This is a genomic window from Micromonospora sp. DT46 (assembly GCF_049841735.1).
GTDB lineage: Bacteria > Actinomycetota > Actinomycetes > Mycobacteriales > Micromonosporaceae > Micromonospora > Micromonospora reichwaldensis.
Genome location: NZ_JBNCKW010000007.1, coordinates 187,429 through 213,283 on the forward strand (window position 1 = coordinate 187,429; position 25,855 = coordinate 213,283).

A 25,855-nucleotide genomic window follows, 5' to 3' on the forward strand; every position below is an offset into this window, starting at 1 on the left:
ACTGTTAGCGAGAACATCCAGGCCTTCTCTGCCTTCTCGCGGGCGCACGACATCAGTCGAGCACGGACCGGCCCCCTGGGGACGCCGACTCCGGTGCGCGCACTGAGCTGCGACGCTCTCCGACCGAAGCCGACGCGGACCGCCATCAATCGTCGCGCGGATGACTCGACCTCGTCGCATCCGATTTACATCAGTGGATGTCAGCGATAACATCCGTCTCATCGTGTCGGGTCCCCGGGCAGCCACCGGGCCGGAGCAGACCGGGAACGCGACGACGGACGGGCGAGCGACTAGTCCGGCACGAGGTCGGCCGAGGGCCGGACGATCCCCGTCCCGAGGTATTGCCGTCGATGCCCGCGGGCAGGGCCGGGCGACAGCCCACCGGCCACGCCCCGTGACGCCCTCGTTCGCCGCATCCCGGCGCCGGCGCCCGACCCGACGCCACTCACCGCTCCGACCGAGGAGGAACACGTGCGCAGACCGAGACAATGGCTCGCCGCCGCCCTGGGCATCCTGGCGGTGGCCCTCGCGGCGACCGTCGCGGACGGGGCCGTCGCGCCCCGTCCGGCACAGGCGCTGGACAACGGCGTCGCCCGGACGCCGCCGATGGGTTGGAACACCTGGAACACGTTCGGCTGCAACATCAACGAGACGCTCATCCGCCAGACGGCCGACGCGATCGTCGCCAACGGGCTGCGCGATCTCGGGTACCGGTACGTCGTCGTCGACGACTGCTGGTTCAACCCGGACCGGGACGCACAGGGCAACCTCCAGGCGCATCCGCAGCGCTTCCCGAGCGGGATGAAGGCGCTGGGCGACTACCTGCACTCGCGCGGCCTGCTGTTCGGCCTCTACCAGGCGCCGCTGGACCAGACCTGTGCGCAGTACTTCGACGCCTTCCCCGGCTCCACCGGCAGTCTCGGGCACGAGTACCAGGACGCCCGGCAGTTCGCCGCCTGGGGCGTGGACTACCTCAAGTACGACTGGTGCTCCCCCACCGGGACCATCAACGACCAGGTCGCCAGGTTCGGCATCATGCGGGACGCGCTGGCCGCCGCCGGCCGGCCGATCGTCTACAGCATCAACCCGAACAGCATCCCCGAGAAGACCGGGCCGCAGCGCAACTGGAGCGACGTGGCGAACCTCTGGCGGACCACCGAGGACATCACCAACGCGTGGGACACCGGCCAGACCAACGGCTACCCGATGGGCATCCGGAACATCGTCGACGTCAACGTGCCGCTGGCCGGGTACGCCGCACCGGGCGGGTTCACCGACCCGGACATGCTGGAGGTCGGCAACGGCGGGATGAACGACACCGAGATGCGCAGCCACTTCGCGCTCTGGTCGATCATGGCAGCGCCACTCATGATGGGCAACGACCTGCGCTCGGCCAGCGCGGCGACGCTGAGCATCCTGCGGAACCAGAACCTGGTCGCGATCAACCAGGACCCGCTCGGGCTCCAGGCGGTCCAGGTGTCGAACGACGGCACCCGGCGGGTGCTGGCGAAGCGGCTGGCCAACGGTGACGTCGCGGTCGCGCTGTTCAACCAGGGCAGCTCCACCACGACGATCTCCACGACGGCGGCGGCGATCGGCAAGAGCGGTACCTCGTTCACCCTGCGCGACGCGTGGACCAACGGCACCTCCACCAGCACCGGAACGATCTCCGCGAGCGTCCCGGCGCACGGCACGGTGGTGTACCGGGTCAGCGGCGGCGGCACCACGAACCCGCCGCCCCCCACCACGTTCCGGCTACGCAGCGAATCGGCCGGACGATGCCTCGACGTCGACAACTCCCAGACCGCCAACGGCACCGGGACGCTCATCTGGGACTGTCACGGCAACGCCAACCAGCAGATCAGCCAGAGCGGGCAGACGCTGCGCGTCCTCGGCAAGTGCCTGGACGTCCCGAGCACCGCCGCCAACGGCACCCGGGTGCAGCTCTGGGACTGCAACGGCGGCACGAACCAGCAGTGGACGTTCAACGGCAACGGCACGGTGAGCAGCATCCGCTTCCCGTCCCTGTGCCTGGACGTCAACAACGGCGGCACCGCCAACGGGACCACGGTCATCCTCTGGTCCTGCCACGGCGGCACCAACCAGCGGTGGAGCCGGGTGTGACCGACGGCCACCGACCATAGTGCGGCCGGCCGGGTGGACACGCCTGCTCCCACCCGGCCGGCCGGACCCTTCGCCTCCTACTGGAACTGCGTGAAGAACCGCCAGGCCTCCCCCGGCACCCAGGTCCGGGGGCCGCTGTCACCCGGCGCCCCGTCCTGGGGCGCCGCGATGTGTCCTTCGTCGAACGCGATCCACTCCACCGGGTAGCCGGCGGCGCAGCCCGGGTACGCGGTCCGGACGTGGGTCAGGCTGCCCGTCGCGGGCTCGCGCGGGCTCTGCGCGGCGCAGGCGTTGTTCTGCACGAACCGGTCACGCAGCGACCGGCCGCTCGCGATGGGGAGCACCCCGTCGCGGGTGCCGTGCACCCCGAGGTACGCGACGCGGCCGGTGCCGCCGCTGCACCCGCTGAGCTGCGCGCCGGACAGGACCGCGACCGCGCGGAACACGGTCGGCCGCGCGCAGGCCACGGCGTAGCTCATCGCCCCGCCGAAGCTGAAACCGGTCGCGAAGCGCTGCCGCGTGTTCACGCAGAGGCCGCCCTCGATGAGCCTCAGCTGCTCCCTGTCTGGACCGCGCGAATCAGGACGGGCGCGCTCCTCGTGGTGCGTGTGGGAGAGACGCAAAAGGGCCGCGACCGCACCACGCGCCTGTCTCCCGCCCGCTTGCGACCCGGTGGCGATGTCGGCTCCCGCGACCAGCCAGCCCGAGGCTGCATGTTAGCGATAACAGAGCTAGGTGTCAATTGATGAGACAGGGTGCGAATTCGGCGCGACGTTCGCCGGCCGCGCCGTGGTCGCGGCCACGGACGCGGCGCTCCGGCTTGTCGTTGACGTCCACCGCCGAGGCCAGTACGGTGCATCGCAAGTAATCGATGTCAACGCCGTGACGTCCGCGTTGCCATCCCATCAAGCGCGACTCTCCGCACGCGTACCGGACCCAGCCCGCACGACGTGAGACAACCTTGATGTTGGGTGTTAGCGATAACAGGGATTCTTGCGGTCTCTCGGGTGCGCTGGAGTGCAGTCCCTCCGACAGCGCCTGCCGTGAAGAGCGCTGGACCGCCGACACCCTGGGGGTGAGCCTTGAAGCTGACACGTGCACGCCGGATCGGGACGAGAGCTCGGCACGCCATCGCCGTACTCGCCGGCCTGATCTGCACCGTCGCCCTCCTGCCCGGCACTGCGCAGGCCGACAACCCGATCGTCCAGCACATCTACACCGCCGACCCGGCGCCGATGGTGCACAACGGACGCGTCTACGTCTACACCGGGCACGACGAGGACGGCTCGACGTACTTCACCATGCGCGAGTGGCGGGTCTTCTCGTCGGCCGACATGGTCAACTGGACCGACCACGGCGTACCGATGAACCTCGGCACCTTCGCCTGGGCGGACGCGGACGCCTGGGCCGGCCACGTCGTCCCACGCAACGGAAAGTTCTACTGGTACGTCCCGGTGCGGCAGCGCGGCGGCGGAATGGTGATCGGGGTCGGTGTCGCCGACAGCCCGACCGGGCCGTTCCGGGACGCGCTCGGCCGCCCGCTGGTGGGCAACGGTGAGATCGACCCGCACGTCCTCGTCGACGACGACGGGCAGGCGTATCTGTACTGGGGCAACCCGAACCTGTGGTACGTGCGGCTCAATCCCGACATGATCTCGTTCTCCGGCAGCCCGACCCGGATCCCGCTCACCACCGCCGGGTTCGGCACCCGAACCGGCAACCCGAGCCGCCCGACCCTCTACGAGGAAGGCCCCTGGGTCTTCAAGCGCAACGGGCTCTACTACAACGTGTTCGCGGCGGAGTGCTGCTCCGAGTTCATCGCCTACTCGACGGCGCCCGGCCCGACCGGACCCTGGACGTACCGGGGCACGGTCATGCCCCGGCAGGGCGCCAGCTTCACCAACCACCCCGGCATCGTCGACTTCAACGGCGGGTCGTACTTCTTCTATCACAACGGGGCGCTGCCCGGCGGCGGCGGATTCACCCGGTCCGTGGCGGTGGAGAAGTTCGCCTACAACTCCAACGGCACGATCCCCACGATGAACATGACCACCGCCGGCGTTCCGCAGGTCGGCACGCTCAACCCGTACACCCGGCAGGAGGCCGAGACGATCGCCTGGGGTTCCGGCATCGAGACCGAGCCGTCCAGCGAGGGCGGCATGAACGTCGGCTATCTCGCCAACGGCGACTACATCAAGGTCAAGGGCGTCGCCTTCGGCGCCGGCGCGACCTCCTTCAGCGCCCGGGTGGCCTCCGGGGCGGCCGGCGGCCGGATCGAGGTACGGCTGGACAGCGCCACCGGCCCGCTCGCCGGCACCTGCGCCGTCGGCGGCACCGGCGGCTGGCAGACGTGGACCACCTCCACCTGCGCGATCAGCGGTGCCACCGGGACCCGTGACCTGTATCTGCGGTTCGCCGGGGGCACCGGAAACCTGTTCAACGTGAACTGGTGGCAATTCGGCGGCGGGACGGCCATCCCGGCGTACCGGGTCACCAACCGCAACAGTGGCCAGGTCGTCGACGTCCAACAGCCGAACCTCGACGACCTCGCCGTGATCGGCCAGTGGACGGGCAACGGACAGAGCTGGCAGCAGTGGCGGTTCCTCGACGCCGGCGGGGGCAACGTGCGCCTGCAGAGCGTCCACAGCGGCAAGTGCGTCGACGTGGTGGACTTCTCCACGGCCGACGGGGCCCGGATCGTCCAGTACACCTGCCATGACGGCCTCAACCAGGTGTTCAGCTGGCGATCCACCGGCGATGGCTACCACCAGCTGGTCAACGTCAACAGCGACAAGTGCCTGAACGTGGTCGGCGGCTCCACCGCTCCCGGTGCCGCGTTGGAACAGCGGACGTGCGGCTCCGCCGCCAGCATGCAGTGGTCCCGCGCCTGAGTCGACCTCGGGAGAGGGCTGTGCGGCGACGCTCGACCGTCCCCGCACAGCCCTCGCGCCCGGGTGGTCGCCCGGCCCGCCCCGTGCTTGACCCGCCCCACACCGGAACCTAAACTCACGATCTGTTAACGCTAACAGCGGCGTCAGTCGATGAGAGCCGACGGGTCATTGACGCCGGGGTCAAGGGCAGTCCCCAGGGCGGCGCTGACCGGTCCGGACCGGACCGGGGCACGCGCGTATCACCACCACCAGCCAGGAGGACGCAGAATGACGCACGATCAGAACGGGCCGGTCAGCGGCGAGCGGCGATTGCTGAGCCGGAGAGCTGTCCTGACGACCATGGGGGCCGTGCCGGTCGCGGCAGCGGCGACCACACTGCTGGGAGCCACGGGAGCCTCGGCCGCGCCGGCGACCGTCAACCTGTCGGCGCAGCGGCAGACGATCAAGGGCTATGGTGCCATGGCCCACGCGGCCTGGATCGGCGACCTGACGGCCGCCCAGCGGGAGACGGCGTTCGGCACCGGCGAGGGTCGGCTGGGCTTCTCCATCCTGCGGATTCCCGTCGGCGAGAGTTCGGCTGACTTCGGCCGTGACCTCGCGACGGCGAAGCGCGCGGCCGAGCTCGGGGTGACCGTCTTCGCCTCGCCGTGGAACCCGCCCGCCAGCATGATCGAGACCTTCACCCGCGGCAGCCAGACCAACGCGAAGCGGCTCCGCTACAGCTCGTACGCCGCCTATGCGCAGCACCTCAACGACTTCACCACGTACATGCGTAACAACGGGGTGCCCCTGTACAGCATCTCGGTGCAGAACGAGCCCGACTACGCGCACGACTGGACGTGGTGGACCTCCGCCGAGATGGTCAGGTTCCTGCGGGAGAACGCCGGCTCGATCAGCACCCGGGTCATGGCACCCGAGTCGTTCCAGTACATCAAGTCCGTGTCGGACCCGATTCTCAACGATCCCACGGCGCTGGCCAACGTGGACATCATTGGGGCCCACCTCTACGGGACGTCGTACTCGAACTTTCCGTACCCGCTCTTCAAGCAGAAGGGCGCGGGCAAAGAGCTCTGGATGACCGAGGTCTACTACCCCAACAGCAACACCAACTCGGGCGACGCCTGGCCCGAGGCGCTCGACGTGGGCGAGCACATCCACCGCGCCATGGTGGACGCCGAGTTCCAGGCGTACGTCTGGTGGTATCTGCGGCGCAGCTACGGTCCCATGCGGGAGGACGGCCAGGTCAGCAAGCGCGGTGCCATGATGGCGCACTTCGCCCGGTTCGTCCGGCCCGGCTACACCCGGATCGACGCGACGGCGAACCCGGCATCAAACGTCTACGTCTCGGCGTACCGGGGCGGCAACACCGTCGTCATCGTCGCCGTCAACAAGAACACCTCGTCGGTGAGCCAGCAGTTCAGCCTGTCGGGCACCACCGCTTCCGGCAGCGTCTCGAACTGGCTGACCGACGCGAGCCGGACCGTCGCGCCCCAGAGCGCGCTCACCATGTCGAACGGCTCCCTCACCGTCACGCTGCCCGCCCGAAGCATCATGACCTTCGTGACCAGCGTGAACGGCACCCCGCCGCCCAGTCCGACCCCCACGCCCACCGTCACCCCGCCCCCGGGTGGGGGCACGGGACCCCGGGTCGCCTACACGATGAACTCCTGGGGCTCCGGCTTCACGGCCAGCATCGACATCACCAACACCGGCACCTCGGCGATCAACGGCTGGACGTTGGCCTTCAACCTGCCCTCGGGCCAGTCGATCACCTCGGGCTGGGGTGCCACCTACTCGCCGTCCAGCGGCCAGGTGAGCGCCCGTAACGTCGACTACAACGCCGCGATCGCCCCCGGGGCCACCATCAACATCGGCTTTCAGGCCAACACCAGCGGCAACACCGCCGAGCCGACTGCCTTCACCCTCAACGGCGTCGCCTGCACGGTGGTCTGACCGCTACGACGCAGGGCCCATGCCCTGGAGATTGACCAAAACCGGGTGCGGCCCCTCCGGCAACGGAGGGGCCGCACCCTTCTCAGGGGGGCGTGCCCGGGGACTGTCCGAGTAAGGGTGTAACCGGTCTGGCCCGACACGCCGAGCCTGATGGGCTTGGCGGGAAGGTGTGGATCGACACTCCCCCGCCGGTGTCCCCCGGACGTCTACGACATCCGGGGGATCCGGTGCCCGTCGTCAGCGTTGCAGGGTCAGCAGACCCGGGCGGTACGGCAGGCGGCCGTAGTCGCCGCCGGAACTGGGGGAACGGCCCTGGTAGAGCAACTGCAGGTTGCAGGGATCGACGGTCATGGTCTGATCGGCGTTGCTGCGGATCAACTCGCCGTGGCTGATGTCGTTGGTCCAGGTGGCGCCGCTGTTGGCCTTGCCCGCGAACGGGTTGCTCTCGGTGGCGGCCTGCGGCGTCCACGTACCGCCCAGGCTGGTGGCCGTGAACGAGCGGAAGTAGCGGCCCTGCGCGCCGATCGCCTCGACGAGCATGAGGTACCGGTTCTGGCCCTGGAGCTTGTAGACCTGGACCGCCTCGAACAGGTTGTTCGTCGTGTCGCTCATGATGGTCGTGTAGGTCGAGCCGAAGTTGCCCGGGAAGTTCCCGATGGGCATGCTGGCCCGGTAGATCTTCCCGTTGTCCCCGGCGAAGAAGAGGTACATGTTGGTGTCGTCACCGATTATCGCCTGATCGATCGGCCCGGTGCCGGAGCCGGAGATGCTGCCGGTGAAGAGCGTCTGCGGCGACGACCAGCTGTTCACGTTGGTGGGGTCGCTCGACGTCCGGTAGGAGAAGGCGGGTCCGCCCCACTGGTAGGCGAGCACCCAGATGTTCCTGGGGGCGAAGTAGAACAGTGAGGGCGCGACGGCGGAGAAGGGCATCTGGTTCTGGCTGGCCGAGGCCATGTCGGACCAGTTCGTGAAGAGGCCGAAGTTCATCGAGCCCCACGTCGTTCCCGTGTCGTGCGTGGTCGCGTAGACGAGTTGCCGGCCGTTGTAGGGGGCGTGGGTGAAGTCCTTCAGCGAGACCCATCCCGCCCTCGGTTGCGCCAGCGCGCCCGTCGACGACCAGCGGTACGTCGACGGCAGCGCACACGTGCCGGGCGGTGGCGTGGTGGGGTTGCCCCCGCCGTCGACGCGGACCAGTTGCCACTGCTGGTTGTTGCCGTTCCAGTCGTCGTACTGCACGACGTTCCCGCCGTCGGCGGTCGAGGCGCCCTGCACCTCCACCGCCTTGTTGCTGTTCCGGTTGATCAGACGGACGTAGCCACCGGCGGAGTCGGCCAGCCGGAACTGCTGGTTGGACCCGTTGCTGTCGGCCCACTGCACGATGCTGGCACCGTTGGCGGTCGAGAAGTTGTAGACGTCGAGCACCTTGCCGGACAGCCGCGACTTCAACCGGTAGTAGCCACCGCCGGAGTCCACGAACTGCCACTGCTGCTGGTTGCCGTCGTTGCGCGCCCACTGCACGATCCGCGCGCCGTCGTTCGTGGCCAGGTTGTACACATCCAGGGCCTTGCCGCTGTTGCGGTTGACCAACACGTACCACGCGCTGGTGTCGACCGTCGCCGCGGCGGCGGGTGCCGACGACACCACCGCCGCGGCGACGCCACCGACCAGCAGGGCCACCCCAGCGGCGACGACCCGCGGCAACCACCGGCGCCGCCGCGACGGCGGCGGCGTGGGAGATGGAGACCTATCGAAGACAGACATGATCCTCCTCGGCTGAGAGATGCCAGCGGGATGCCCGAAGATGGGCGCACCGCGACGCGTGGCCGGGCACGAGCGGCAAGCAGTTAGCGCTAACAAGACCTGCTTGCGCCCAGGCGCACGCCTGATTCAAGGTCGACAAGCCAGCTCGCCCGGAAAGCCACGCGTCGTCGGCCTCAGCCATCGACTGTGAGCGATAACATGTCGTTCGTCAAGACGTAACGTTCCCCACTCGGTACGCATCGACGCATCTGCCTGGCCTGGTCGCGCGGACCAACGCCTCCAGCCATGATCGTCTAGTCTGCGCGCGTCACCTCTCGCCGCCATCCTGGATGGTCACCTTGATCTGCAAGACCTGCGGGGACGCCACGTCCCCGGCCTTCAACGAGTGCCGGCGCTGCAAGACTCCACTGGGCCAACCGGCGGTCGCTCCGGGAGTGCCCATCCATCCCCTGCGCCGCCTGGGCACGGCTACCGCCGTCGCCGTTGGCGTGGCCAGCCTGCTCTACCTGCCCAGCGGGCTGTTCCCTGTGTTCGGCGTCCAGCTGGCCCGCGCCGCCGCCGAACGCGGCGACCGCGATCTGCTACTCGGCGCGGTGGCCGCCGAGGTGCTGCTCACCCTGCTCCACCTCTCGGCGATGCTGACCGCCGCGGTGCTACTGATCATCTGGACCTGGCGCGCGCGCAGGAACCTGGAGGCGTTCCCGGGGGCCCTGCCGACACGGAGTTTGCCACGTACGTCCGCTACTACCAGGACTCGCTCGGCCCCCGGCTGGTCCCCACCGTCGCCTGCCTGATCGCCGGCGCCTCGCTCATCGTGCTGATCCGCCGGATCACCGCCGCCCAGCAGGACCGCATCGCCAAGACGACGCCGATCGGTACCGGACACGGCGGGCTCGCGCCCGACGCACCCTACGCGGCACCTCGAAGCGCGCCCGGGCACCCGGCGCCTCCGGCGGGCTCGATGGCGACGTAGCGACGACCGCAGCCGCACGGCGACGCGCTGGGGCAACCCGGTCACCGTCGCCCTGGGCCAGGCGCGGCAGCCCTCTCGTCCGCGCGGTCGTCGCGGGCGGTTCTCGTCACCGGCCTCGCCCGGCGGCGTCGTGGGCGGCCATGTCCTCCTGCCTGCGGGGTTCCTCGCGCAGGACGGCGCAGTGCAGCCAGGCGTCCGGGATGGCGAACCCGTCCACGAGCGTCCGCATGCGCGGGCGCAGCTCCTTGAGCAGGCCGTTCACCACGCCGGTGATCGCCTTGGCGCGGGCCGGCGTGAGGCGGCCGTGTTCCAGGAACCATCCCTTGTGGGCCTCGATGACGGTGAGCGCGTACAGGTCGCAGACCCGGGAGAGCAGCGCCCGGACCTCTGGGTCCGTCGCGTCCTCGATGCCGGCGACGAACGCCTCCAGGGTGACCCGGTCGACGTGCGCGGCGGCGACGGCGAGGACATGGTCCTGGACGTCGTTGAAGATGTCGAATGGGCGGTCCTTCTTCGTCGCCGCGCCGTTGCGCAGGCGGCGGACCACGCCGTCGAGGAGGTGCCTCTCGCGGTCCTCGAAGACCTTGAGCTGCCAGCCGCGATCGGTGACGGCGACCTCCTCGTCGCGGCCGGGCACGGCGCTGATCAGCCGCTCGATGACCGACCGCGCGGCGGTGCGCTCGAGCACCATCTCGCGGACCTGTTCGGCGACGAAGGAGGCGCGCCCCCAGCCGTCCAACGAGCCGAACTCGTCCCGGTAGCCGGTGAGCAGCCCCTTGGCCACCAGCTGAAGCAGCACCGTGTTGTCGCCCTCGAAGGTGGTGAAGACGTCGGTGTCGGCCTTGAGGCTGGGCAGCCGGTTCTCGGCCAGGTAGCCGGCGCCGCCGCACGCCTCGCGGCACATCTGGATGGTGCGGGTGGCGTGCCAGGTCTGTGCGGCCTTGAGACCGGCCGCCCGGGACTCCAGCTCCCGCTGCCGGTGCGCGTCGACCGGCCCGTCGCCGCCCTGCACCTCGTGCAGCGCGGCGACCAGCTCGGCCTGGGCGAAGTGCAGCGCGTACGTGGCGGCCAGGGCGGGCAGCAGCTTGCGCTGGTGGGCCAGGTAGTCGTTGAGCAGCACCTCCCGGTCCGCGTCGGGCGTGTCGAACTGGCGGCGGATGTCGCCGTAGCGCACCGCGATGGTCAGCGCCGACTTGGTCGCCGCCGCCGCGGCGCCGCCCACGCTCACCCGGCCGCGGACCAGGGTGCCGAGCATGGTGAAGAAACGCCGGGAGTCGTCCTCGATCGGGCTGGAGTACGTCCCGTCCTCCGCGACCTGACCGTACCGGTCCAGCAGCATGTCCCGCGGCACCCGCACGTGGTCGAAGCTGAGCCGCCCGTTGTCGACACCGAGCAGGCCGGCCTTGGGCCCGGCGTCGCCGATGGTCACGCCGGGCAGCGGGTTGCCCTGCGCGTCGCGGATCGGCACCAGCCACGCGTGCACACCGTGCCGCCGCCCCTCGGTGATCAGCTGCGCGAAGACCACGGCCATCCGCCCGTCCCGGGCCGCGTTGCCGATGTAGTCCTTGCGGGCCGCCTCGTGCGGGGTGTGCAGGTCGAAGGTCTGCGTCCGCGGGTCGTACGTGCAGGTGGTGCGCAGCTGCTGCACGTCCGAGCCGTGGCCGGTCTCGGTCATCGCGAAACAGCCGAGGATCTTGCCCGAGACGATGTCCCGCAGGTAGGCGTCGTGGTGCCGCCGGGTGCCGAGGGCGTCGACGGCGCCGCCGAACAGGCCCCACTGCACGCCCGCCTTGACCATCAGCGACAGGTCGACCTGCGCCAGCATCTCGCAGGCCACGATCGAGCCGCCGACATCGGATCTGCCGCCGTACTCGGTGGGGAAGGCCGACGCGATGCCCAGCTTGACGGGGAGTTCGGCGATCAACCGGGTGATCCGCTCACGCGCCTGGTCACCGGTCTCGCCGTACACGGGGAGGAAGCGCGCGTCGAGCTGCTCCCGGTGCGCGTTGCGGACCTCGGCCCACGGCCCGTCGAGCAGTTCCCGCAGGCGGGTGACCTCGATGCGGCCGGATGCGTGATCGGACATGGTCACCCCTCGGAATAGCGGATATATGGGCACACTCCGTACCCGATCCAGGATACCGGCCGCTCCCGTCATCAAGATCCGGCAGGGACAGGTCGCGACGGCCGCCCCGGAGGGCTGGGCCAACCGGCCGTCGCCCCTCGGCCGGCGGTGCGCCGGGTACCCGACGAATCCGGTTGGCGACAGCCGATGTCCCTTCACCCTCGCCAACGACTCTGACACTCTGCACCCGACAGGTAACCCTTCGGATTGGGCGGGTCGAGAGCGATGGCGAAGCGTTGGTTGATCACGGGGTGTTCGAGCGGACTCGGCCAGGCCCTCGCGGCCCGGCTCGCCGCCGAGGGGGAGCAGGTGCTGGCGACGGCCCGGCGACCGGAGACCCTCGGCGCGTTGGTGGCCCGGCATCCGGGCAACGTGGTGGCCGCCGCGCTGGACGTACGGGATCCGGCGCAGTGCGTGGCGGCGGTCGAGCGGGCGGTGGACGCCTTCGGCGGGGTCGACGTCCTGGTCAACAACGCCGCCTACGGCCAGTTCGGCACCTTCGAGGAGGTCTCCGACGCGGAACTCGCCGCGCAGTTCGACACCAACGTGTTCGGGCCGTGGCGGCTCACCCGGGCCGTGCTGCCGTTGTGGCGGGCGCAGCGCCACGGGCACGCGGTCTTCGTCAGCTCGGTCGCCGGCATGGTTCCCTTCCCCGGGCTGGCCGCGTACACGGCGAGCAAGTTCGCGGTGGAGGGAGCGGCCGAGTCGCTGGCCGCCGAGGCCGGGCACCTCGGGGTGAAGGTCACCATCCTCCAGCCGGGCGGCTTCGCCACCGGATACAGCGGCAACCTGGTGATGCCGGAGCAGCGGATCCCGGAGTACACGGCGGTCAGCGACGGCCTGCTCGGCGCGCTGCGCAGCATGAACACCAAGATCGAGGTGAACTCCCCCGAACTCTTCGCGGATGTGGTCTGGCGGCTCAGCCAGCTGGAGTCGCCGCCACTTCGGCTGCCGGTGGGCCCGGACTCGGAGACGTTCCTGGAGGCCGCCTACGACGCCCGGCGCAGTGAGTACGACCAGGTCGTCAAGGCGGGTCATCACACCCTCGCGTGACCCTCGCCCGGGCTCGGCCGGCACCGACGGCCGGCGGACGCGGCCGACCGCGACGACGGTTGTGGCCCTTCGCCGCGCACGGCGGGACACGTCGCACCGGGCCGGCACCACGGCGCCGGCCCGGCACCACGCGACGTTCGCCCGCCTGCCGGTCCCCGGGCGCTACCGGCCGTCCTCCGGGCTCGACAGGCACGGCTGGGCGTGCGCCAGGTCCCCGACCACCGGCTGCGCCCTGCGGTAGGCGGCGCAGTGCACCGCGCCCAGGTCGTTCAGCTCGCGCCGCCGGGTGACGGGCAGGGACTGAGCCCCGTCCCGACGTAGCGCGAGCTCCGTCGCGGGCACGTGGGCCCGCAGCGCGCACTCGCCGTCGGCGGTGGCCACGGCGATCTCCCGGCGGCGCAGGGAGGCGGAGTCGCCGTCCTGCCGGTACGCACGCGACAGGTCCTCGGCCGCAGCCTCCGGGTCGGGGTACGGGTAGCCCGCTTCGGCCATGCACGAGAGCCACCGGGCGCGGGCCCGCGCCAGTTCCGGGGCCTTTCCGACCTGCTCCCTGAGGGTGTTGTCCAGGACCTGGGGGACGCCGTCGACGCGGGCCCACCTCCGGCTGTCGCCGTACAGGGCGGCCCGGCTCTCGGCCACGCACCCGAGCGTCGGGTAGGACAGGACGCTGCCGTTGGGCAGCTCCAGCTTCTCGTACCGCCTGGTGTCGCCGAACAGGGCGAGCTGGAACGCCGGCTGCCGGTCGTTCGGACCCGCCCTCGGGGGCCTCGACGCCTCCGCCAGCCCGAAACCCTTCGCGCGGCGCCGAGGCAGGTCGACCGCACGCTCCTCGTCGGACCCGGTGACCGGCGGCGGGATGACCGGCCAGTAGACCTGCCGACGCGCGGCCATGCACCGCTCGACCAGCTTCTCCTCGGCCAGCTCCAGCACCCGCCTGCGGGCCGGATGGCCGCCGGACCCGGTCAGCAGGTCCAGCGCGTCGACGCCGAGCGCGGACTCCTGGCGGCCGGTGGTGCCCGCCTGCGGGGTGCAGGCACTCCCGCAGACGAGCACCAGGAGACCGACGGCCACGGAGAGCATCCGGGACGTCGAGCGTCGAGTCGTCAGCACCACTTGTGCGAGCTGATCTTGTCGTTGGGGCTGGTCCCGTCGCTCCACCTGTCGTACGCCAGGTTGGCGAGGTAGCTGCCGCGCGGCAGCCGGTAGAAGAAGGCGCCGGTGTAGTTGGTGCCGTCGTGGAAGGTGACGGCGCAGTTCTGCCCGTTGTTGAACACCGACGACACGCAGTTGCTCCAGGTGCCCGTCGGGCAGGTGCCGTGACCCCAGTTGCCGTAGTTGGCCTCGTTGTTCTGCCACTTCCCCGGGCCGTCGTTGAAGTCGGCGGCGGCCCACACGCAGAAGGAACCCGACGGACAGCCGGCGTACCTGTCCCCCGCGGACGCGGGCTCCACCAGGCACACCAGCGCCAGCACGAATCCCGCCGCCGCCGCCGCGCACCGCCGCAGCACGTTTGTCATGATCTCCCTCTTCTCTGCCCGGACAGTCGACCGGATGCGGTCGACATCTGTCGCATCAGCGTCGGCGGTGGTGTGGGGTCGACGGCTTGTGAAATTCTTGTGCATCGATGCGGGCGACCGGTGGGCGACGATCGTGATGCCGCTTTTGGGGGGTTCGTGGCCGACTTTCGCGTACTGGGGCCGGTGGAGATCTGGGCGGACGACCGGCGGCTACCGGCCGGGCAGCCGAGGCAGCGCGCCGTGCTGGCGGCGTTGCTCGTGGACGCCGGACGGTCGGTGACGCCGCAGACCCTGTTGGACCGGGTGTGGGGGGACAGCCCGCCACGGGGCGCGCGTCAGTCGCTGCACGCGCACGTCACCCGGATCCGGCAGGCCCTGCACCTCGTGGACGTCGGTGAGCCGCCCGCGCTGGTGTGGCGGCCGGGCGGATACGTGCTCGAGGTCGCCGCCGACCGGGTGGACGTACACCGGTTCCGCAGCCTGCTCGCCCAGGCCAAGGAGCCGGAGTGCCCGGACGCCCGACGGGCGTCGTTGCTGCGGGAGGCGCTCGCGCTGTGGCGGGGCGAACCGCTGGCGGGACTGTCGGGGCCCTGGGCCGCGCGGACCAGGGAGAGCTGGCGGCAGCACTACCCGGAGGCCGTCGTCACCTGGGCGTACGCCGAGTTGCGGGTGGCGAACCCGGAACCGGTCATCAGTCGGCTCACCGAACTGGTGGGTGAGTATCCGCTCGTGGAGTCGGTGACCGCGGCGCTGATGCGCGCCCTCTACGCCGTGGGCCGGGGAGCCGACGCCCTCGTGCAGTACGCGGTCGTCCGTCGGCGGCTCGCCGAGGAACTCGGTGTCGATCCGGGGCCCGAACTGCGGACGCTGCACCAGGCGATCCTGCGCGACGACCTGGACGCGCCGCACGGCCGGCACCCGGCGCCGGTGACCCTTGCGCACCCGACGCCGGCCCAGCTGCCTCCCGACACCCCGGGATTCGTGGGCCGGGCGGAGCACCTCGCCCGCCTCGACGCGCACCTGCCGGGGCAGCAGCCCGCCGCGGCGTCCACGATCGTCACCGTCTCGGGTACCGCAGGGGTCGGCAAGACCGCACTGGTCGTGCACTGGGCGCACCGCGTCGCTGGGCGGTTCCCCGACGGGAACCTGTACGTGAACCTGCGCGGCTTCGAGCCCACCGGCGAGGCGACGGCTCCCGCGGAGGCCGTCCGCGGTCTCCTCGACGCTCTCGGCGTGACCGCCGACCGGATGCCACGGCAACCGGAGGCGCAGGCGGCGTTGTACCGCACGCTGCTGGCCGGCAGACGGATGCTCGTCCTGCTGGACAACGCCCGCAATGCCGAACAGGTCCGCCCGCTGCTGCCCGGGGCGGCCTCGTGCCTGGTGGTGGTGACCAGCCGCGACGCGCTGGTCGGTCTGGTCGCCGCCGAGGGCGCCACGCCGTTGCGGCTGGACCTGCTGGACCGTGGTGAGGCGTGGAGCCTGCTGGCCGGCCGGCTCGGACGGCACCGGCTGTCGGCCGAGCCCGGGGCCGCCGACGAGATCGTCGACCTGTGCGCCCGGCTTCCCCTGGCGCTGTCCGTCGTGGCCGCCCACGCCGTGATGCGGCCCGACGTCGCCCTGGCGGTGCTGACCGGCGAGCTGCGTGAGGCACGCGGCGGCCTCGACGCCTTCGCCGCGAACGACCCGACCACCAACCTGCGGAGCATCTTCTCCTGCTCCTACCGGGCGCTCGGCGGCGAGGCCGCGCGGACCTTCCGGCTGATCGGGTCGCACCCCGGCGCCGACATCACCGTGCCGAGCGCGGCGAGTATGAGCGGCGTGCCGGTGCGGCAGGCGCGGGCCCTGCTCACCGAACTGACCGACAACCACCTGCTCGCCGAGCACACCGCCGGCCGGTACGCCGCCCATGACCTGCTCCGCGCCTACGCCGCCGAGCTGGCGAACAGCCTCGACGGCCGGTCGGAGCGGGACGGCGCGACGCACCGGGTCCTCGACCACTACCTGCACACCGCACACGCCGCCGCCCGGATGCTGGAGCCCCACCGGGAGCCGCTCACGCTCGCCGCGCCTCGTTCCGGCGTCACGCCCACGGCCTTCGCCACCGCCGCCGAGGCACTGGCCTGGTTCGTGGCCGAGCGTTCCGCCCTGGTCGCCAGCGTCCAGCTGGCCGCCGCCGCCACCCGGCACACCGCCCACGCCTGGCGGCTGGCCTGGATCCTCAACACCTTCTTCAGCCGGCAGGGGTACTGGCACGACCAGGCGGCCGTCCAGCACATCGCGCTGAGCGCGGCGCGGGACGCCGGCGACAAGGACGGACAGGCACACCTGCACCGGGGCCTCGCACGGGCCTACTTCCGGCTGGGTCGCCACGACGAGGCGGACACCCACCTACGGGTGGCCCTCGCCCTCTGCGAGGAACTCGGCGACCCGGTGGCGGAGGCGCGCGTCCACGGCGGCCTCGGCTTCATCCTCAACCAGCGCGGCCGGCACCGCGAGTCGCTACCGCACCTCCGGCGGGCGCTCGGGCTGTACGCCAGGGCCGGGCACCCGGACGGGTACGCGGAATCGCTCAACGCGCTCGGCTGGAGCCACGCGCTGCTCGGCAACCACCACCAGACCCTCGTCTACTGCCACCAGGCCCTGACGCTGATGGGCCGGCTCGGCGACTGCCACGGCCAGGCCAACGTCTGGGACAGCCTCGGCTACGCCCACCACCACCTCGGGCAGCACGGCAGGGCCATCGAGTGCTACCGGCAGGCTCTCCAACTCTTCCAGCACACGGGCGAGCGGTACCTGCGGGCCGAGACCCTCGTCCGACTGGGCGACGCCCTGCTGGCCGCGGACGAGCCGGGACGAGCCAACGCCGCCTGGGCCGACGCCCTGTGCGTCCTGTCCGACCTCGGTCACCCCGACATCGACCTCGTCCGCGCCCGGCTCCGCTCGGTCCCCGGGTTCCCGTAGCCGCCGACGCCGGCCAGCAGGCACCTGTCCGGGACGTGGCCGGACGAGGGCGCAGCGGGACGGTGATCCCCCGCCGGGTGCGCCACCCGGCAGGGTCGGGGCGACGTCCGCGCGGGCCTCGGCCGGCACGACACGTGCACGGTCTGTGCGGCCGACCGTCGCGGTGGACGGCGTCGTGGCGTCGCGCCGCGGTCAGAACTGCCGCACGGCCAGCAGGCCGAGGGCGATCACGAGCACGACGCCCGCCGTGACGGTGATCGTCCGGATCCGTACCCGCAGGTCGGCGTCCCACCTGTCGCCGGTGCCGGCGGCGCGGCGGGCCAGCGGGGTCATCGCGCGTCCGACACCGAATCCGATCCCGGCGAGCATCGCGACGTGCAGGCGCTGGCCACCGAGGAGCAGAGCGACCGCCAGCACGTACGGAGCGCTCGCCGAGACGTAGGTGCGCACCCCGGTGCCCATCTCGAAGCCGAACTGCAGCGCCCCACGCCGCAGGCTGCGCTGGAGCACGTCCTGCGGCACCTGCCGGGCGTTCTGCGGCAGCCGGATCGGCACCAGACCCACCTCGCGGAGCAGCCCCAGCACCGCCACCGCCACGATGCCCGCGTACCGCCACGGGACGGGCACGGGAGCGGACAGGCCGGAGAGCAACCCCAACACCGATCCGCTGAGCAGGCCACCGACGATCAACCCCACGACGAACAGGGTGAGGACGACGCCCTGCCGATCTCGATCCCGCCACCCGGGCGAGGCCAGCGCGTGCGCGCTGTTGTGCGTTCAAACGGAGCCGGAGAGCGTGTAACCCGCGAGCCCTCCGATCATCGCCCAGGTGAGCACGTGCCCGTACGCGGCGGCGGCGAGCGCACCGACGACGAGCAGCAGCAGGGGTACGAGAGGGTCACCGGCCCGGCGTAGTGCCGCCCGGGCGTGCCCTGGCAGTGTCCGGGTCATACGGCGGCGCCGGTCAGCGTCCGCCAGGAGTTCACCCCGACGACCCCGTCGACCGTGAGCCCGTTCTGCCGCTGGAAGTCGCGCGCCGCACTGTCTGTGGCCGGGCCGAAGGCCCCGTCGACCACCAGCGCGTAGCCGCGCCTGTTCAGCTGGCGCTGCACCGCGCTGACGGCGTGGCCGCTGTTCCCGGAGCGGACCGTGCTCACGAGCTTCGGCCAGGTGGTCGCGTTGACGACACCGGTGGCCCCGAGGCCGGCCGCCGCCTGGAAGCTCTTCACCTTCGCCTCCGTGTCGCCACCGAAGATCCCGTCGATCTCGGTCGCGTGCCCGCGGGCGGTCAGCAGGTGCTGCACGGTGTAGACGTTCACCCCCGTGTTGCTCCGCTGGGTGGTGGGCCAGGTGGCCGCGCCCAGGCATCCGCACTTGGTGTTCCAGCGGCAGATCGACTTCACCCAGCCCGAGCTGGTCTTCTTGTACCCGTCGTGGCACCGGCGTTCGACCGAGCAGGCGCAGGCGCCGCACGCCCCGTTGTAGGCCCACAGCCAGCCGTCGTAGGTGCCGCCGTAGCACTGGTTGGGCCGCAGGATCCAGGTGACGCCGTCGTTCTTGTGGAATCCGGCGTACGTCCCGCTGGTGTTGCAGGAGTCGGCGAAGATCGTGCTCGGGCCGCACCCCGGTGAGCAGTTGTGGTCGCTGGCGTACGTCGGACACCCGGCATAGATCGTGTAGCCGTCGGCGTACGCGCGGCGGGCCGCCGGGAACACGCTGAGCGCGGCCATCCCCACCGCGGTGCCCGCCCGGAGCAGGGTGCGTCGCGACAGCGCCCAACCCGCGCGCCGGCCGCCCGGCTGCACCGGCACCCGCCGGACGGCGGCCCCGGTCCCCGGGTCGTCCCCGCGCAACCAGGGCACCGTGTCGATACCGGTCATGCCCGATCTCCCTGATTCGTGGCGACCGCCGGTGCGGGGCCGCCGGGTCGGCTGTCGACTTCGTCGAGCAGGCGGTGCAGTGCCGCCCGGGAGCCGATCGGCTCGGCGCGGAGCACCCGCCCGGCCGCGTCGACGACGGTGGCGAACGGCGTGGCGAGGGCGTCGTACCGCTCGAACAGTTCCGCCTGCCCACCGAGCACGGTGATCGGGAGCTCCGCCGCCCGCGCCGGGGGGTCCTCCCGGTAGAGGACCCGGAACTCCAGGCCGGGACGGGCGTGCTCGCCCGCCTCGGCCAGCACCTCGGTGCACGTCCCGCAGTCGGGCTCCAGGAAGAGCAGCACCAGCGGAACCGTCGGGGCCGCCGGCGCCAGCCGGGCGAATCCGGGGGCTGGTGCGCCCGGCCGCAGACCGACCGACTCGGGACGGCGCTGAACCGCCCCGCTCGACAGCGCGTGCACCTGGCGTACCAGTCCCGAGACCGTGAAGGCCAGCAGGAGGATCGCGATCCAGCTCAGGATCAGTGCGCTGGTCTGGAAGCTCATCCGGCAAGGCCTCCCTCTGTCGTGCCGATGGACCGGCGGGTCGTGCGCCGCCCGGCTGTCGCCGTCGCCGGCTCGTACATCGCGGCGGGCAGGTGCCACAGCAGCGTGGTGAACGTGGCGGCGGCCAGCAGCACGACGGCGAGTGCGGCGTCGGCCCGGTCCGGCGCGACGATCGAGCCGGACAGCGACAGCGCGAGCAGTGCCAGCCCGGCGAGGATCGCCGCCCGTGCCACCACCCAACCGGTCATCGGCAGTTCCACCCGGGAGCATCCGCACGATCCGGCGCGCCCGGTCGACCGCACGTACAGGCCGTAGCCGGCGTAGAGGGCGAGTAGCGCGCCGCTGCCGACGAGGACGGCGACGAGCAGGCGCTCGCCGGCGGGGTGGAGCAGCGCCACGATCCCGGCACCGGCGAGCAGTCCTTCGCCGGCGATGGCGACGACGGCGACCGCGACCGGAGCCGGAAGCACCCGGTGCGCGGCCAGGGCCCGGGCGAGCGCCGCCGGCCGTGACAGGTGCTCGGCGGTGCTGACGAGCAGGGTGAACAGGACGGTGTACGTGGCCACGCCGGCCAGCAGCCCGGACATCCCGACCTACCGGACCGTCTGGACGCGGAGCCGGTCGACCAGGGTGGGCACCTGCTCCACGGCCGTGTCGCCGAACGGCACCAGGCTGAGCCAGGCGTCCGCCGCGGCCAGCACGAAGTAGGGCTGCCCGTCTGGCAGGACGTCCCGGAAGAGCTCGCCCGCCCGCGTCTGCAGGCCGCGCCAGGATGGCAGCTGTCCGGCACGCTGCTTGGTGAGCGGTGCGATCTCCAGCAGGCCGAGCCCGGGGATCTCCTTGAGGACGGTGGCGGGTTCGGCGAACTCGGCCCCGGTCTTCGAGGCCGGGCGCAGGGCCAGCCCGTCGTCGTGCTCCTCGACGCGCAGGGTCCGCAACGCCCCGAGCAGATCGGTGGTCGACGCGCCGTACATCTCGGTGAAGAAGCAGTGTCGCCGTCCCCGCCAGACCGCCACGAGCCGCTCCTCGGCCAACTGGATCTGCGGGTCGTAGGACCGGATGCGCGCGGTCGCCAGCGTGCCGCCCTGGTAGGTGAGTTCCTCGTCGAACGTCTCGACGCCGAGCGTCCGGGCCACGTCGTCCGCGAGCCCGACCGAGCCGGCCGTGAACTCGTGCAGTCGGCCGCCGATGGTCACGTCGGCCACCGAGGTGAACGGTGCGCTGAGGTCGAGTGAGCCATCGAGCATGAACCGACCCTGGTCGATCGCCCGATGCGTCACCGGCGCCCCACTGGCTGCCATGCGCCCGCCCTTCGTCCGGGTCCGGAACTTACCAACGGCACGGTATACGGTTCTGTAAATATATGACAAGGTCGATTGCTGTCACCGGGTGGTGACAGTTCCGGCCCGGCGCGCGGGCACTGCGGACGCGCGCCGCCCGGCCCGAGCGGCACGGGCCGGGGAGGACGCCGACCGGCCGATAGGGTCGTCCGCGTGGATCTGGACGACACCGCCGCCCGGCTCGGCGTACCCGTCGAGGACATCGACCGCCTGCACCGGCTCGCCGGCGACCGGCCGTCGGCGCCGCTGCCCGCCAGGGCCGACGCGCCCGCGCTCCTCGACCGGCTCGCGGTGCGGCCGGACGACGCCGCCGAGATCATGGCGGGCTGGCCCGACCCCGACTCTCCGCTGTGGACGCCGGAGCTGCGCTGGCTGCTCGACCGGTCGATCGCCCTGGTCCGCGCCGATCTCGGGGGCCACGGCTGGCTGCCGCCCGGTCCGGCGCTGCCGCGCGAGCGGGGCCCCGCCTGGCGGCATCTCTACGTGTACGCGTACCTGGCCCTCATCAACGTCGTCAGGGGATACCACCGCGGCCACGGCATCGCCGACGCCGTGTCGTGGGCGACCCTCGCGGACCTGGGCCGCAACCTCGCGATCGACCGGCGGATGCGCCGCGAGGGCTGGCCGGTCATGCAGAGCTGGCTGACCCTGCACGCCCGCGGCGGCCTCTACGAGCTGGGCCGGCTGCAACACCAGCGCGGCGACACCGGCATCGCCCTGCACATCCCCGAGTCGGGGCCGCTGACCCCGGAGTCGGTCACGGCGTCGCTCGACGAGGCCCGGGCGTTCTTCCCGCGCCACTTCCCCGACGAGCGCCACACGGCGTTCTCCTGCGGCTCGTGGCTGCTGGATCCGCAGCTGCTGGAATACCTGCCCGAGGACTCCCACATCGCCCGGTTCCAGCGGAGGTTCGAGCTGGAGCCCCACGAGGATCCGGATCCGGAGGGGCTGGACGCCGACGTCGAGGTGCTGCGGTTCGTGTTCCGCACCCTGACCACGCCGCTCGACGAGCTGCCGCGCCGCACCGTGCTCCAGCGCGCGGTCGTCGACCACCTGAAGGCCGGCCGCCACTGGCAGTGGCGCCGCGGCCGCTTCCCGTTCCAGCCGCACCCGTCGGCCGGATCGGCGGCCTGAGAACAGCAGCGGGGCCGCCGGTGTCCGGCGGCCCCGCTGCTGTGGCGCCTGTCAGACGATCTCCACTCCGTATACGCTCAGCGCCTCGGTGACCGGCTGGAAGTAGGTGGTTCCGCCGGAGGAGCAGTTGCCGCTGCCACCCGAGGTCAGGCCCAGGGCGGTACTTCCACTGAAGAGCGCGCCGCCGCTGTCGCCCGGCTCGGCGCAGACCGTGGTGCGGATCAGCCCGCTGACGCTGCCCTCGGCGTAGTTCACCGTGGCGTTGGTGGCCTCGACCGCGCCGCCGTGCAGGCCGGTGGTGCTGCCGGAGCGCTGTACCGACTGCCCGACGAAGGCGTCGGCCGCGCCGGTGATGTCGCGGGTGGTGCCGTCGTAGAGGTAGACGCTGCCGTCGGCGGCGGCCGGGTTGGTGTGCTGCACGATGCCGTAGTCGTTACCGGGGAAGCTGCCGGTGCCGCCGGTGCCGAGCAGGTTGCCCTGCGCGGAGTCGGCGTACCAGTTGGCGGTGATGTCGGTGCAGTGCCCGGCGGTGAGGAAGTAGTGGGTGTCGCCGCTGCGGACGTTGAAGCCGAGCGAGCAGCGACCGCCGCCCTCGGCGTAGATGGCCTCGCCACCGGCAGCCCGGGTGCTGAGGGTGCCGGCCTCCCGCTGGATGCGGACGGTACCGCCGAGCCGCGCCGCGACGGCCTCGACGCGGTCCAGCTTCGCGCCGGTGACCGTGCTGTCGACGGAGACCACGACCTGGTTGGTCGCCGGGTCGGTCCACCAGGCGGTGCCGGGCACCCGCGCGGCGCTGTCCAGCGCGGCGGTGGCCCGGGCGAGGTCCTTCGCACCTCGGGCGACGAGCTTCGGGGTCGCGCCGGCCGCGCGGACCTTGCGGGCAGCGGCGTCGTCGGTCACGGTGACGACCATGGCGCCGTCGGCTCCGGCGTACGCCCCGCCGGAGCGGTCGCCGAGTGCGGCGGCGAGCGCGGTGGCCTGGTCGGGGGAAGCGGGCGTCGCGGGTGCTGCCTGGGCGGGACTGCTGGTCAAGGTGCCGACGACCAGCGCGCCGGCCACCGACAGTGCGGTGATGCGGCGCATCGAAGACCCGGAGTGTCGCATGTGGTACCTCCATGGAGCTGAGCACGGGCTGCCTGTCAGGTAGCCCCGGGCACCCGATCGGTTGGTGAGGCTCACCCGACCGGAGGCGTTCGATCTATTCATAGATCTCATATTGATTGCAAGAGTGACGGTTGGCCTGACTCGGCCACTTCTCATACCTTGGGTCCGGAGAGCCCGACGAGTGGCGCCTGCGGCGATTAGTCGCTATTCGCCGCGACTTGGCAGGTCAGCAAGCCCCGCCCGCGACCCACCCGTCGGCTCCCACCACTCACCACGACCGGATGGCGGGACGCGGCCGCAACATCGAAAAAACCGGTGTCGGTCGACGACCATCGGGCTGGCGCCGCGCACCGCGACGCCTCCCCCGGCTCCATCGCGGCACCGACGGCCGGGCCACCGGATCCGGCGTCATGGGCCGGGCGGGCCCGGCCCCGCGCCGAGCCACCCCTTAGTTCCACCCGATCACCACATCGATTCGATCTGCACCTATCCCTAAACATCGATGTAGTGCTATTAATCGTTCACCAACCGGTGGACCTTGGAGGGGTACATGACCAGAACCCGAACGCTGAGCCTGCTCGCAGGCGTCCTCTCCGCGACACTCGCGGTACTTGGGCTGGCCAGCCCGGCGCAGGCCGCCGGCCATCACTACGTGGCGCTCGGGGACTCGTACGCCTCAGGTGTCGGCGCCGGCAGCTACACCTCGGAGAGCGGCGCCTGCAAGCGCAGCACCAAGGCGTTCTCCGCCCTCTGGGCGGCGGCCAACGCGCCGGCCTCCTACAAGTCGGTGGCCTGCGGGGGCGCCAAGACGACCGATGTGATCAACTCGCAGGTCGCCGCGCTCAGTGCACAGACCACCCTGGTCAGCATCACCATCGGCGGCAACGACGCCGGGTTCGGCACCATCATGAGCACCTGCGCCCTCCAGGGCTCCAGCGCCTGCATCGCCGCGGTGGACGCGGCCCAGGTGCAGGCCCGGGCGAACCTCCCCGGCCTGCTCGACCGGGCCTACGCCGCGATCCGCAGCAAGGCCCCGAACGCGAAGGTCGTGGTGCTGAGCTACCCGGTCTTCTACCAGCTCGGCACGGTCTGCCTCGGAATCGGCGAGGCGGCCCGCGCGAAGGTCAACGAGGGCATCAACCTGGCCGACAACCTGATCGCCGCCGCCGCGGCCCGCGCCGGGTTCACCTTCGCCGACGTACGCAGCATCTTCGTCGGACACCAGATCTGCAGCGGTAACAAGTGGATCCACTCCGTCGACATCCTGAACCTGTCGAACTCGTACCACCCGATGGCGACCGGGCAGTCCCTCGGCTACCTCCCGGTGTTCACCCAGGCGGTCGGCCAGTCCGCCACCGCCAAGAAGGCCGGCGCCAAGGCGTAGCCGCGAGGTCTCCGGTTCGGGCCTGTTCCCGCCGAACAGCCCTTACCGGAGACCTCACCCCAGCCCGGCGTCAGGATGCCCCCGCCCAGGCCGTGGACGCACGCCCCACGTGGAACGACACGGCGGGCCGTGGCGGCTCCCCGGGCGCTGGGGAACCGCCGTCAGGCCTTCGCCAACAGCTCGAACAGGCTCGAGAATCCCTGAGCGCCGAAGCCGTCAGCGATCCGGCGGTCCATCAGGCCCTCGACCTCCCGCATCCGCACGGCCTCCACGCCGATGGACTCCCGATGGCTGATCAGGTCGTCCATCAGCGCGGCCTGGACGTTGAGCGGGCCGAGATCCGGCGGGTAGTCGCCGGCCCTGACCGCGTTGCCGATCGAGGTCAACAGCGGTGCCAGCGCGGCCACGTTGTTGGCGACACGCTCCGCGAACTCCGCCACGTCGACCCCTTCCGCCTGCACCAGCCTGAGCGTGTGCAGGAACCCGATGAGGATCTCGTAGCCCATCGCGACCTGCGCCATGAACTCCACGGCGGCCGAGCCGGCCTCCTCCCCGTGGTAGACGACGGTGCCCAACTCCCGCAGCATCGGCCCGTGCGCCTCGAAGGCGGTGCGGGAACCGCTGAACGGGAACATGACGTGCGGCGTACCGACGTAGGGCGGGTCTCCCATGATCTTGCCGTCGAGGTACTCGGCGCCGCGCGCTCTCGCCCAGCGATCGTTGGCCCGTGCCTGCTGAGGAGAGCCGCTCGTCAGGTTCACCAGGACCTTGCCCGCGACTGCGGCGTCCACGGAACCGAGCACCTCGTCGACCGCTGCGCCGTCGAGCAGACACACCACGACGAGCGGACTCGCGGCCGCCGCCTCCGCGGCGGTCGCGGCGGCCGTGGCGCCGGCGTCGACCAGCGGCAGGGCCTTGCTCGCGGTCCGGTTCCAGACCGTCGTGCGGTGTCCGCGGTCGAGGAACGTCCTGGCGATCGCCGATCCCATGTCACCGAGGCCGAGCACGGTGACCTGGCTGGCCCGGTTGATCGGATCGACTGTGGTCGTTGTCAGCATGATTTCCTCTCGTCCTTCACCCAGGTGGTCCTGGTGCGTCAGGTGGCGGAGT

The 25,855-nt window shown here is 71.4% G+C and carries 21 protein-coding genes; 8 read left to right on the plus strand and 13 right to left on the minus strand.

What is annotated here, in order from left to right; translation table 11 throughout:
* Window positions 1-606: 606 nt before the first annotated feature.
* Window positions 607-2,124, plus strand: coding sequence for a glycoside hydrolase family 27 protein (locus ACLQ20_RS20810; RefSeq protein WP_425857572.1), 1,518 nt, complete (start codon window positions 607-609; stop codon window positions 2,122-2,124).
* A 77-nt stretch (window positions 2,125-2,201) separates the two neighbouring features.
* Here the strand turns inward: ACLQ20_RS20810 and ACLQ20_RS20815 are convergent, their stop codons facing one another.
* Window positions 2,202-2,651 carry an alpha/beta hydrolase family esterase gene (locus tag ACLQ20_RS20815; RefSeq protein ID WP_425857334.1) on the minus strand — a complete coding sequence of 150 codons (450 nt, stop codon included), beginning with the start codon at window positions 2,649-2,651 and terminating at the stop codon, window positions 2,202-2,204.
* Between the two features lie 555 nt (window positions 2,652-3,206).
* Here ACLQ20_RS20815 and ACLQ20_RS20820 point away from each other — a divergent pair.
* Both ACLQ20_RS20820 and ACLQ20_RS20825 read left to right on the plus strand, forming a co-directional pair.
* Complete coding sequence (locus ACLQ20_RS20820) at window positions 3,207-5,015, plus strand: family 43 glycosylhydrolase (protein WP_425857336.1); 1,809 nt, start codon at window positions 3,207-3,209, stop codon at window positions 5,013-5,015.
* A gap of 339 nt (window positions 5,016-5,354) precedes the next feature.
* Window positions 5,355-6,968 carry a cellulose binding domain-containing protein gene (locus ACLQ20_RS20825; RefSeq protein WP_425857338.1) on the plus strand — a complete coding sequence of 538 codons (1,614 nt, stop codon included), beginning with the start codon at window positions 5,355-5,357 and terminating at the stop codon, window positions 6,966-6,968.
* Between the two features lie 237 nt (window positions 6,969-7,205).
* Here the strand turns inward: ACLQ20_RS20825 and ACLQ20_RS20830 are convergent, their stop codons facing one another.
* Window positions 7,206-8,729 carry a non-reducing end alpha-L-arabinofuranosidase family hydrolase gene (locus ACLQ20_RS20830; protein WP_425857339.1) on the minus strand — a complete coding sequence of 508 codons (1,524 nt, stop codon included), beginning with the start codon at window positions 8,727-8,729 and terminating at the stop codon, window positions 7,206-7,208.
* Window positions 8,730-9,163: 434 nt separating this feature from the next.
* Between ACLQ20_RS20830 and ACLQ20_RS20835 the strand changes: the two genes are divergently transcribed.
* Window positions 9,164-9,523 (plus strand): DUF4328 domain-containing protein, encoded by a 360-nt coding sequence (locus tag ACLQ20_RS20835; RefSeq protein WP_358118494.1) that lies wholly within the window; start codon window positions 9,164-9,166, stop codon window positions 9,521-9,523.
* Window positions 9,524-9,808: 285 nt separating this feature from the next.
* Here the strand turns inward: ACLQ20_RS20835 and ACLQ20_RS20840 are convergent, their stop codons facing one another.
* On the minus strand, window positions 9,809-11,788 hold the full coding sequence (locus ACLQ20_RS20840) for an acyl-CoA dehydrogenase (RefSeq protein ID WP_425857340.1): 1,980 nt from the start codon (window positions 11,786-11,788) through the stop codon (window positions 9,809-9,811).
* Window positions 11,789-12,052: 264 nt separating this feature from the next.
* Between ACLQ20_RS20840 and ACLQ20_RS20845 the strand changes: the two genes are divergently transcribed.
* On the plus strand, window positions 12,053-12,880 hold the full coding sequence (locus ACLQ20_RS20845) for an SDR family oxidoreductase (RefSeq protein WP_425857341.1): 828 nt from the start codon (window positions 12,053-12,055) through the stop codon (window positions 12,878-12,880).
* A gap of 162 nt (window positions 12,881-13,042) precedes the next feature.
* Here ACLQ20_RS20845 and ACLQ20_RS20850 read toward each other — a convergent pair whose 3' ends face one another.
* Together ACLQ20_RS20850 and ACLQ20_RS20855 are read right to left on the minus strand one after the other, a co-directional pair.
* Window positions 13,043-13,993: a hypothetical protein gene (locus ACLQ20_RS20850; RefSeq protein ID WP_425857342.1), complete on the minus strand. Its 951-nt coding sequence runs from the start codon at window positions 13,991-13,993 to the stop codon at window positions 13,043-13,045.
* A complete protein-coding gene (locus ACLQ20_RS20855) occupies window positions 13,984-14,397 on the minus strand; it encodes a peptidase inhibitor family I36 protein (protein WP_425857343.1) in 414 nt (137 codons plus the stop codon). Before ACLQ20_RS20855 ends, ACLQ20_RS20850 begins: the two co-directional genes overlap by 10 nt.
* 156 nt (window positions 14,398-14,553) lie before the next feature.
* On the opposite strand from ACLQ20_RS20855, the gene ACLQ20_RS20860 reads away from it, so the two are divergent.
* The gene (locus tag ACLQ20_RS20860) at window positions 14,554-17,361 is read left to right on the plus strand and encodes a BTAD domain-containing putative transcriptional regulator (RefSeq protein ID WP_425857345.1); all 2,808 of its coding nucleotides are present in this window, start codon (window positions 14,554-14,556) and stop codon (window positions 17,359-17,361) included.
* A 192-nt stretch (window positions 17,362-17,553) separates the two neighbouring features.
* Here the strand turns inward: ACLQ20_RS20860 and ACLQ20_RS20865 are convergent, their stop codons facing one another.
* The 6 genes from ACLQ20_RS20865 to ACLQ20_RS20890 all read right to left on the minus strand — a co-directional run bounded on the left by ACLQ20_RS20865 (window position 17,554) and on the right by ACLQ20_RS20890 (window position 21,030).
* Window positions 17,554-18,057, minus strand: coding sequence for a hypothetical protein (locus ACLQ20_RS20865; protein ID WP_327028902.1), 504 nt, complete (start codon window positions 18,055-18,057; stop codon window positions 17,554-17,556).
* Window positions 18,058-18,138: 81 nt separating this feature from the next.
* The gene (locus ACLQ20_RS20870; protein WP_192581199.1) at window positions 18,139-18,312 is read right to left on the minus strand and encodes a hypothetical protein; all 174 of its coding nucleotides are present in this window, start codon (window positions 18,310-18,312) and stop codon (window positions 18,139-18,141) included.
* On the minus strand, window positions 18,309-19,241 hold the full coding sequence (locus ACLQ20_RS20875) for a peptidoglycan-binding domain-containing protein (RefSeq protein ID WP_151452267.1): 933 nt from the start codon (window positions 19,239-19,241) through the stop codon (window positions 18,309-18,311). The genes ACLQ20_RS20870 and ACLQ20_RS20875 overlap by 4 nt, the downstream gene beginning before the upstream one ends.
* Window positions 19,238-19,783 (minus strand): hypothetical protein, encoded by a 546-nt coding sequence (locus ACLQ20_RS20880; RefSeq protein WP_151452268.1) that lies wholly within the window; start codon window positions 19,781-19,783, stop codon window positions 19,238-19,240. The genes ACLQ20_RS20875 and ACLQ20_RS20880 overlap by 4 nt, the downstream gene beginning before the upstream one ends.
* The gene (locus ACLQ20_RS20885) at window positions 19,780-20,370 is read right to left on the minus strand and encodes a MauE/DoxX family redox-associated membrane protein (RefSeq protein ID WP_151452269.1); all 591 of its coding nucleotides are present in this window, start codon (window positions 20,368-20,370) and stop codon (window positions 19,780-19,782) included. Before ACLQ20_RS20885 ends, ACLQ20_RS20880 begins: the two co-directional genes overlap by 4 nt.
* A gap of 6 nt (window positions 20,371-20,376) precedes the next feature.
* Window positions 20,377-21,030 carry a hypothetical protein gene (locus ACLQ20_RS20890; RefSeq protein ID WP_225851839.1) on the minus strand — a complete coding sequence of 218 codons (654 nt, stop codon included), beginning with the start codon at window positions 21,028-21,030 and terminating at the stop codon, window positions 20,377-20,379.
* Between the two features lie 246 nt (window positions 21,031-21,276).
* Between ACLQ20_RS20890 and ACLQ20_RS20895 the strand changes: the two genes are divergently transcribed.
* Complete coding sequence (locus ACLQ20_RS20895) at window positions 21,277-22,257, plus strand: acyltransferase domain-containing protein (protein ID WP_425857348.1); 981 nt, start codon at window positions 21,277-21,279, stop codon at window positions 22,255-22,257.
* Between the two features lie 51 nt (window positions 22,258-22,308).
* Here the strand turns inward: ACLQ20_RS20895 and ACLQ20_RS20900 are convergent, their stop codons facing one another.
* On the minus strand, window positions 22,309-23,361 hold the full coding sequence (locus ACLQ20_RS20900) for a S1 family peptidase (RefSeq protein WP_151452272.1): 1,053 nt from the start codon (window positions 23,359-23,361) through the stop codon (window positions 22,309-22,311).
* 550 nt (window positions 23,362-23,911) lie between these two features.
* Between ACLQ20_RS20900 and ACLQ20_RS20905 the strand changes: the two genes are divergently transcribed.
* On the plus strand, window positions 23,912-24,745 hold the full coding sequence (locus tag ACLQ20_RS20905) for an SGNH/GDSL hydrolase family protein (protein ID WP_151452273.1): 834 nt from the start codon (window positions 23,912-23,914) through the stop codon (window positions 24,743-24,745).
* 161 nt (window positions 24,746-24,906) lie between these two features.
* Here ACLQ20_RS20905 and ACLQ20_RS20910 read toward each other — a convergent pair whose 3' ends face one another.
* Complete coding sequence (locus ACLQ20_RS20910) at window positions 24,907-25,803, minus strand: NAD(P)-dependent oxidoreductase (protein ID WP_425857350.1); 897 nt, start codon at window positions 25,801-25,803, stop codon at window positions 24,907-24,909.
* Window positions 25,804-25,855 lie beyond the last annotated feature (52 nt).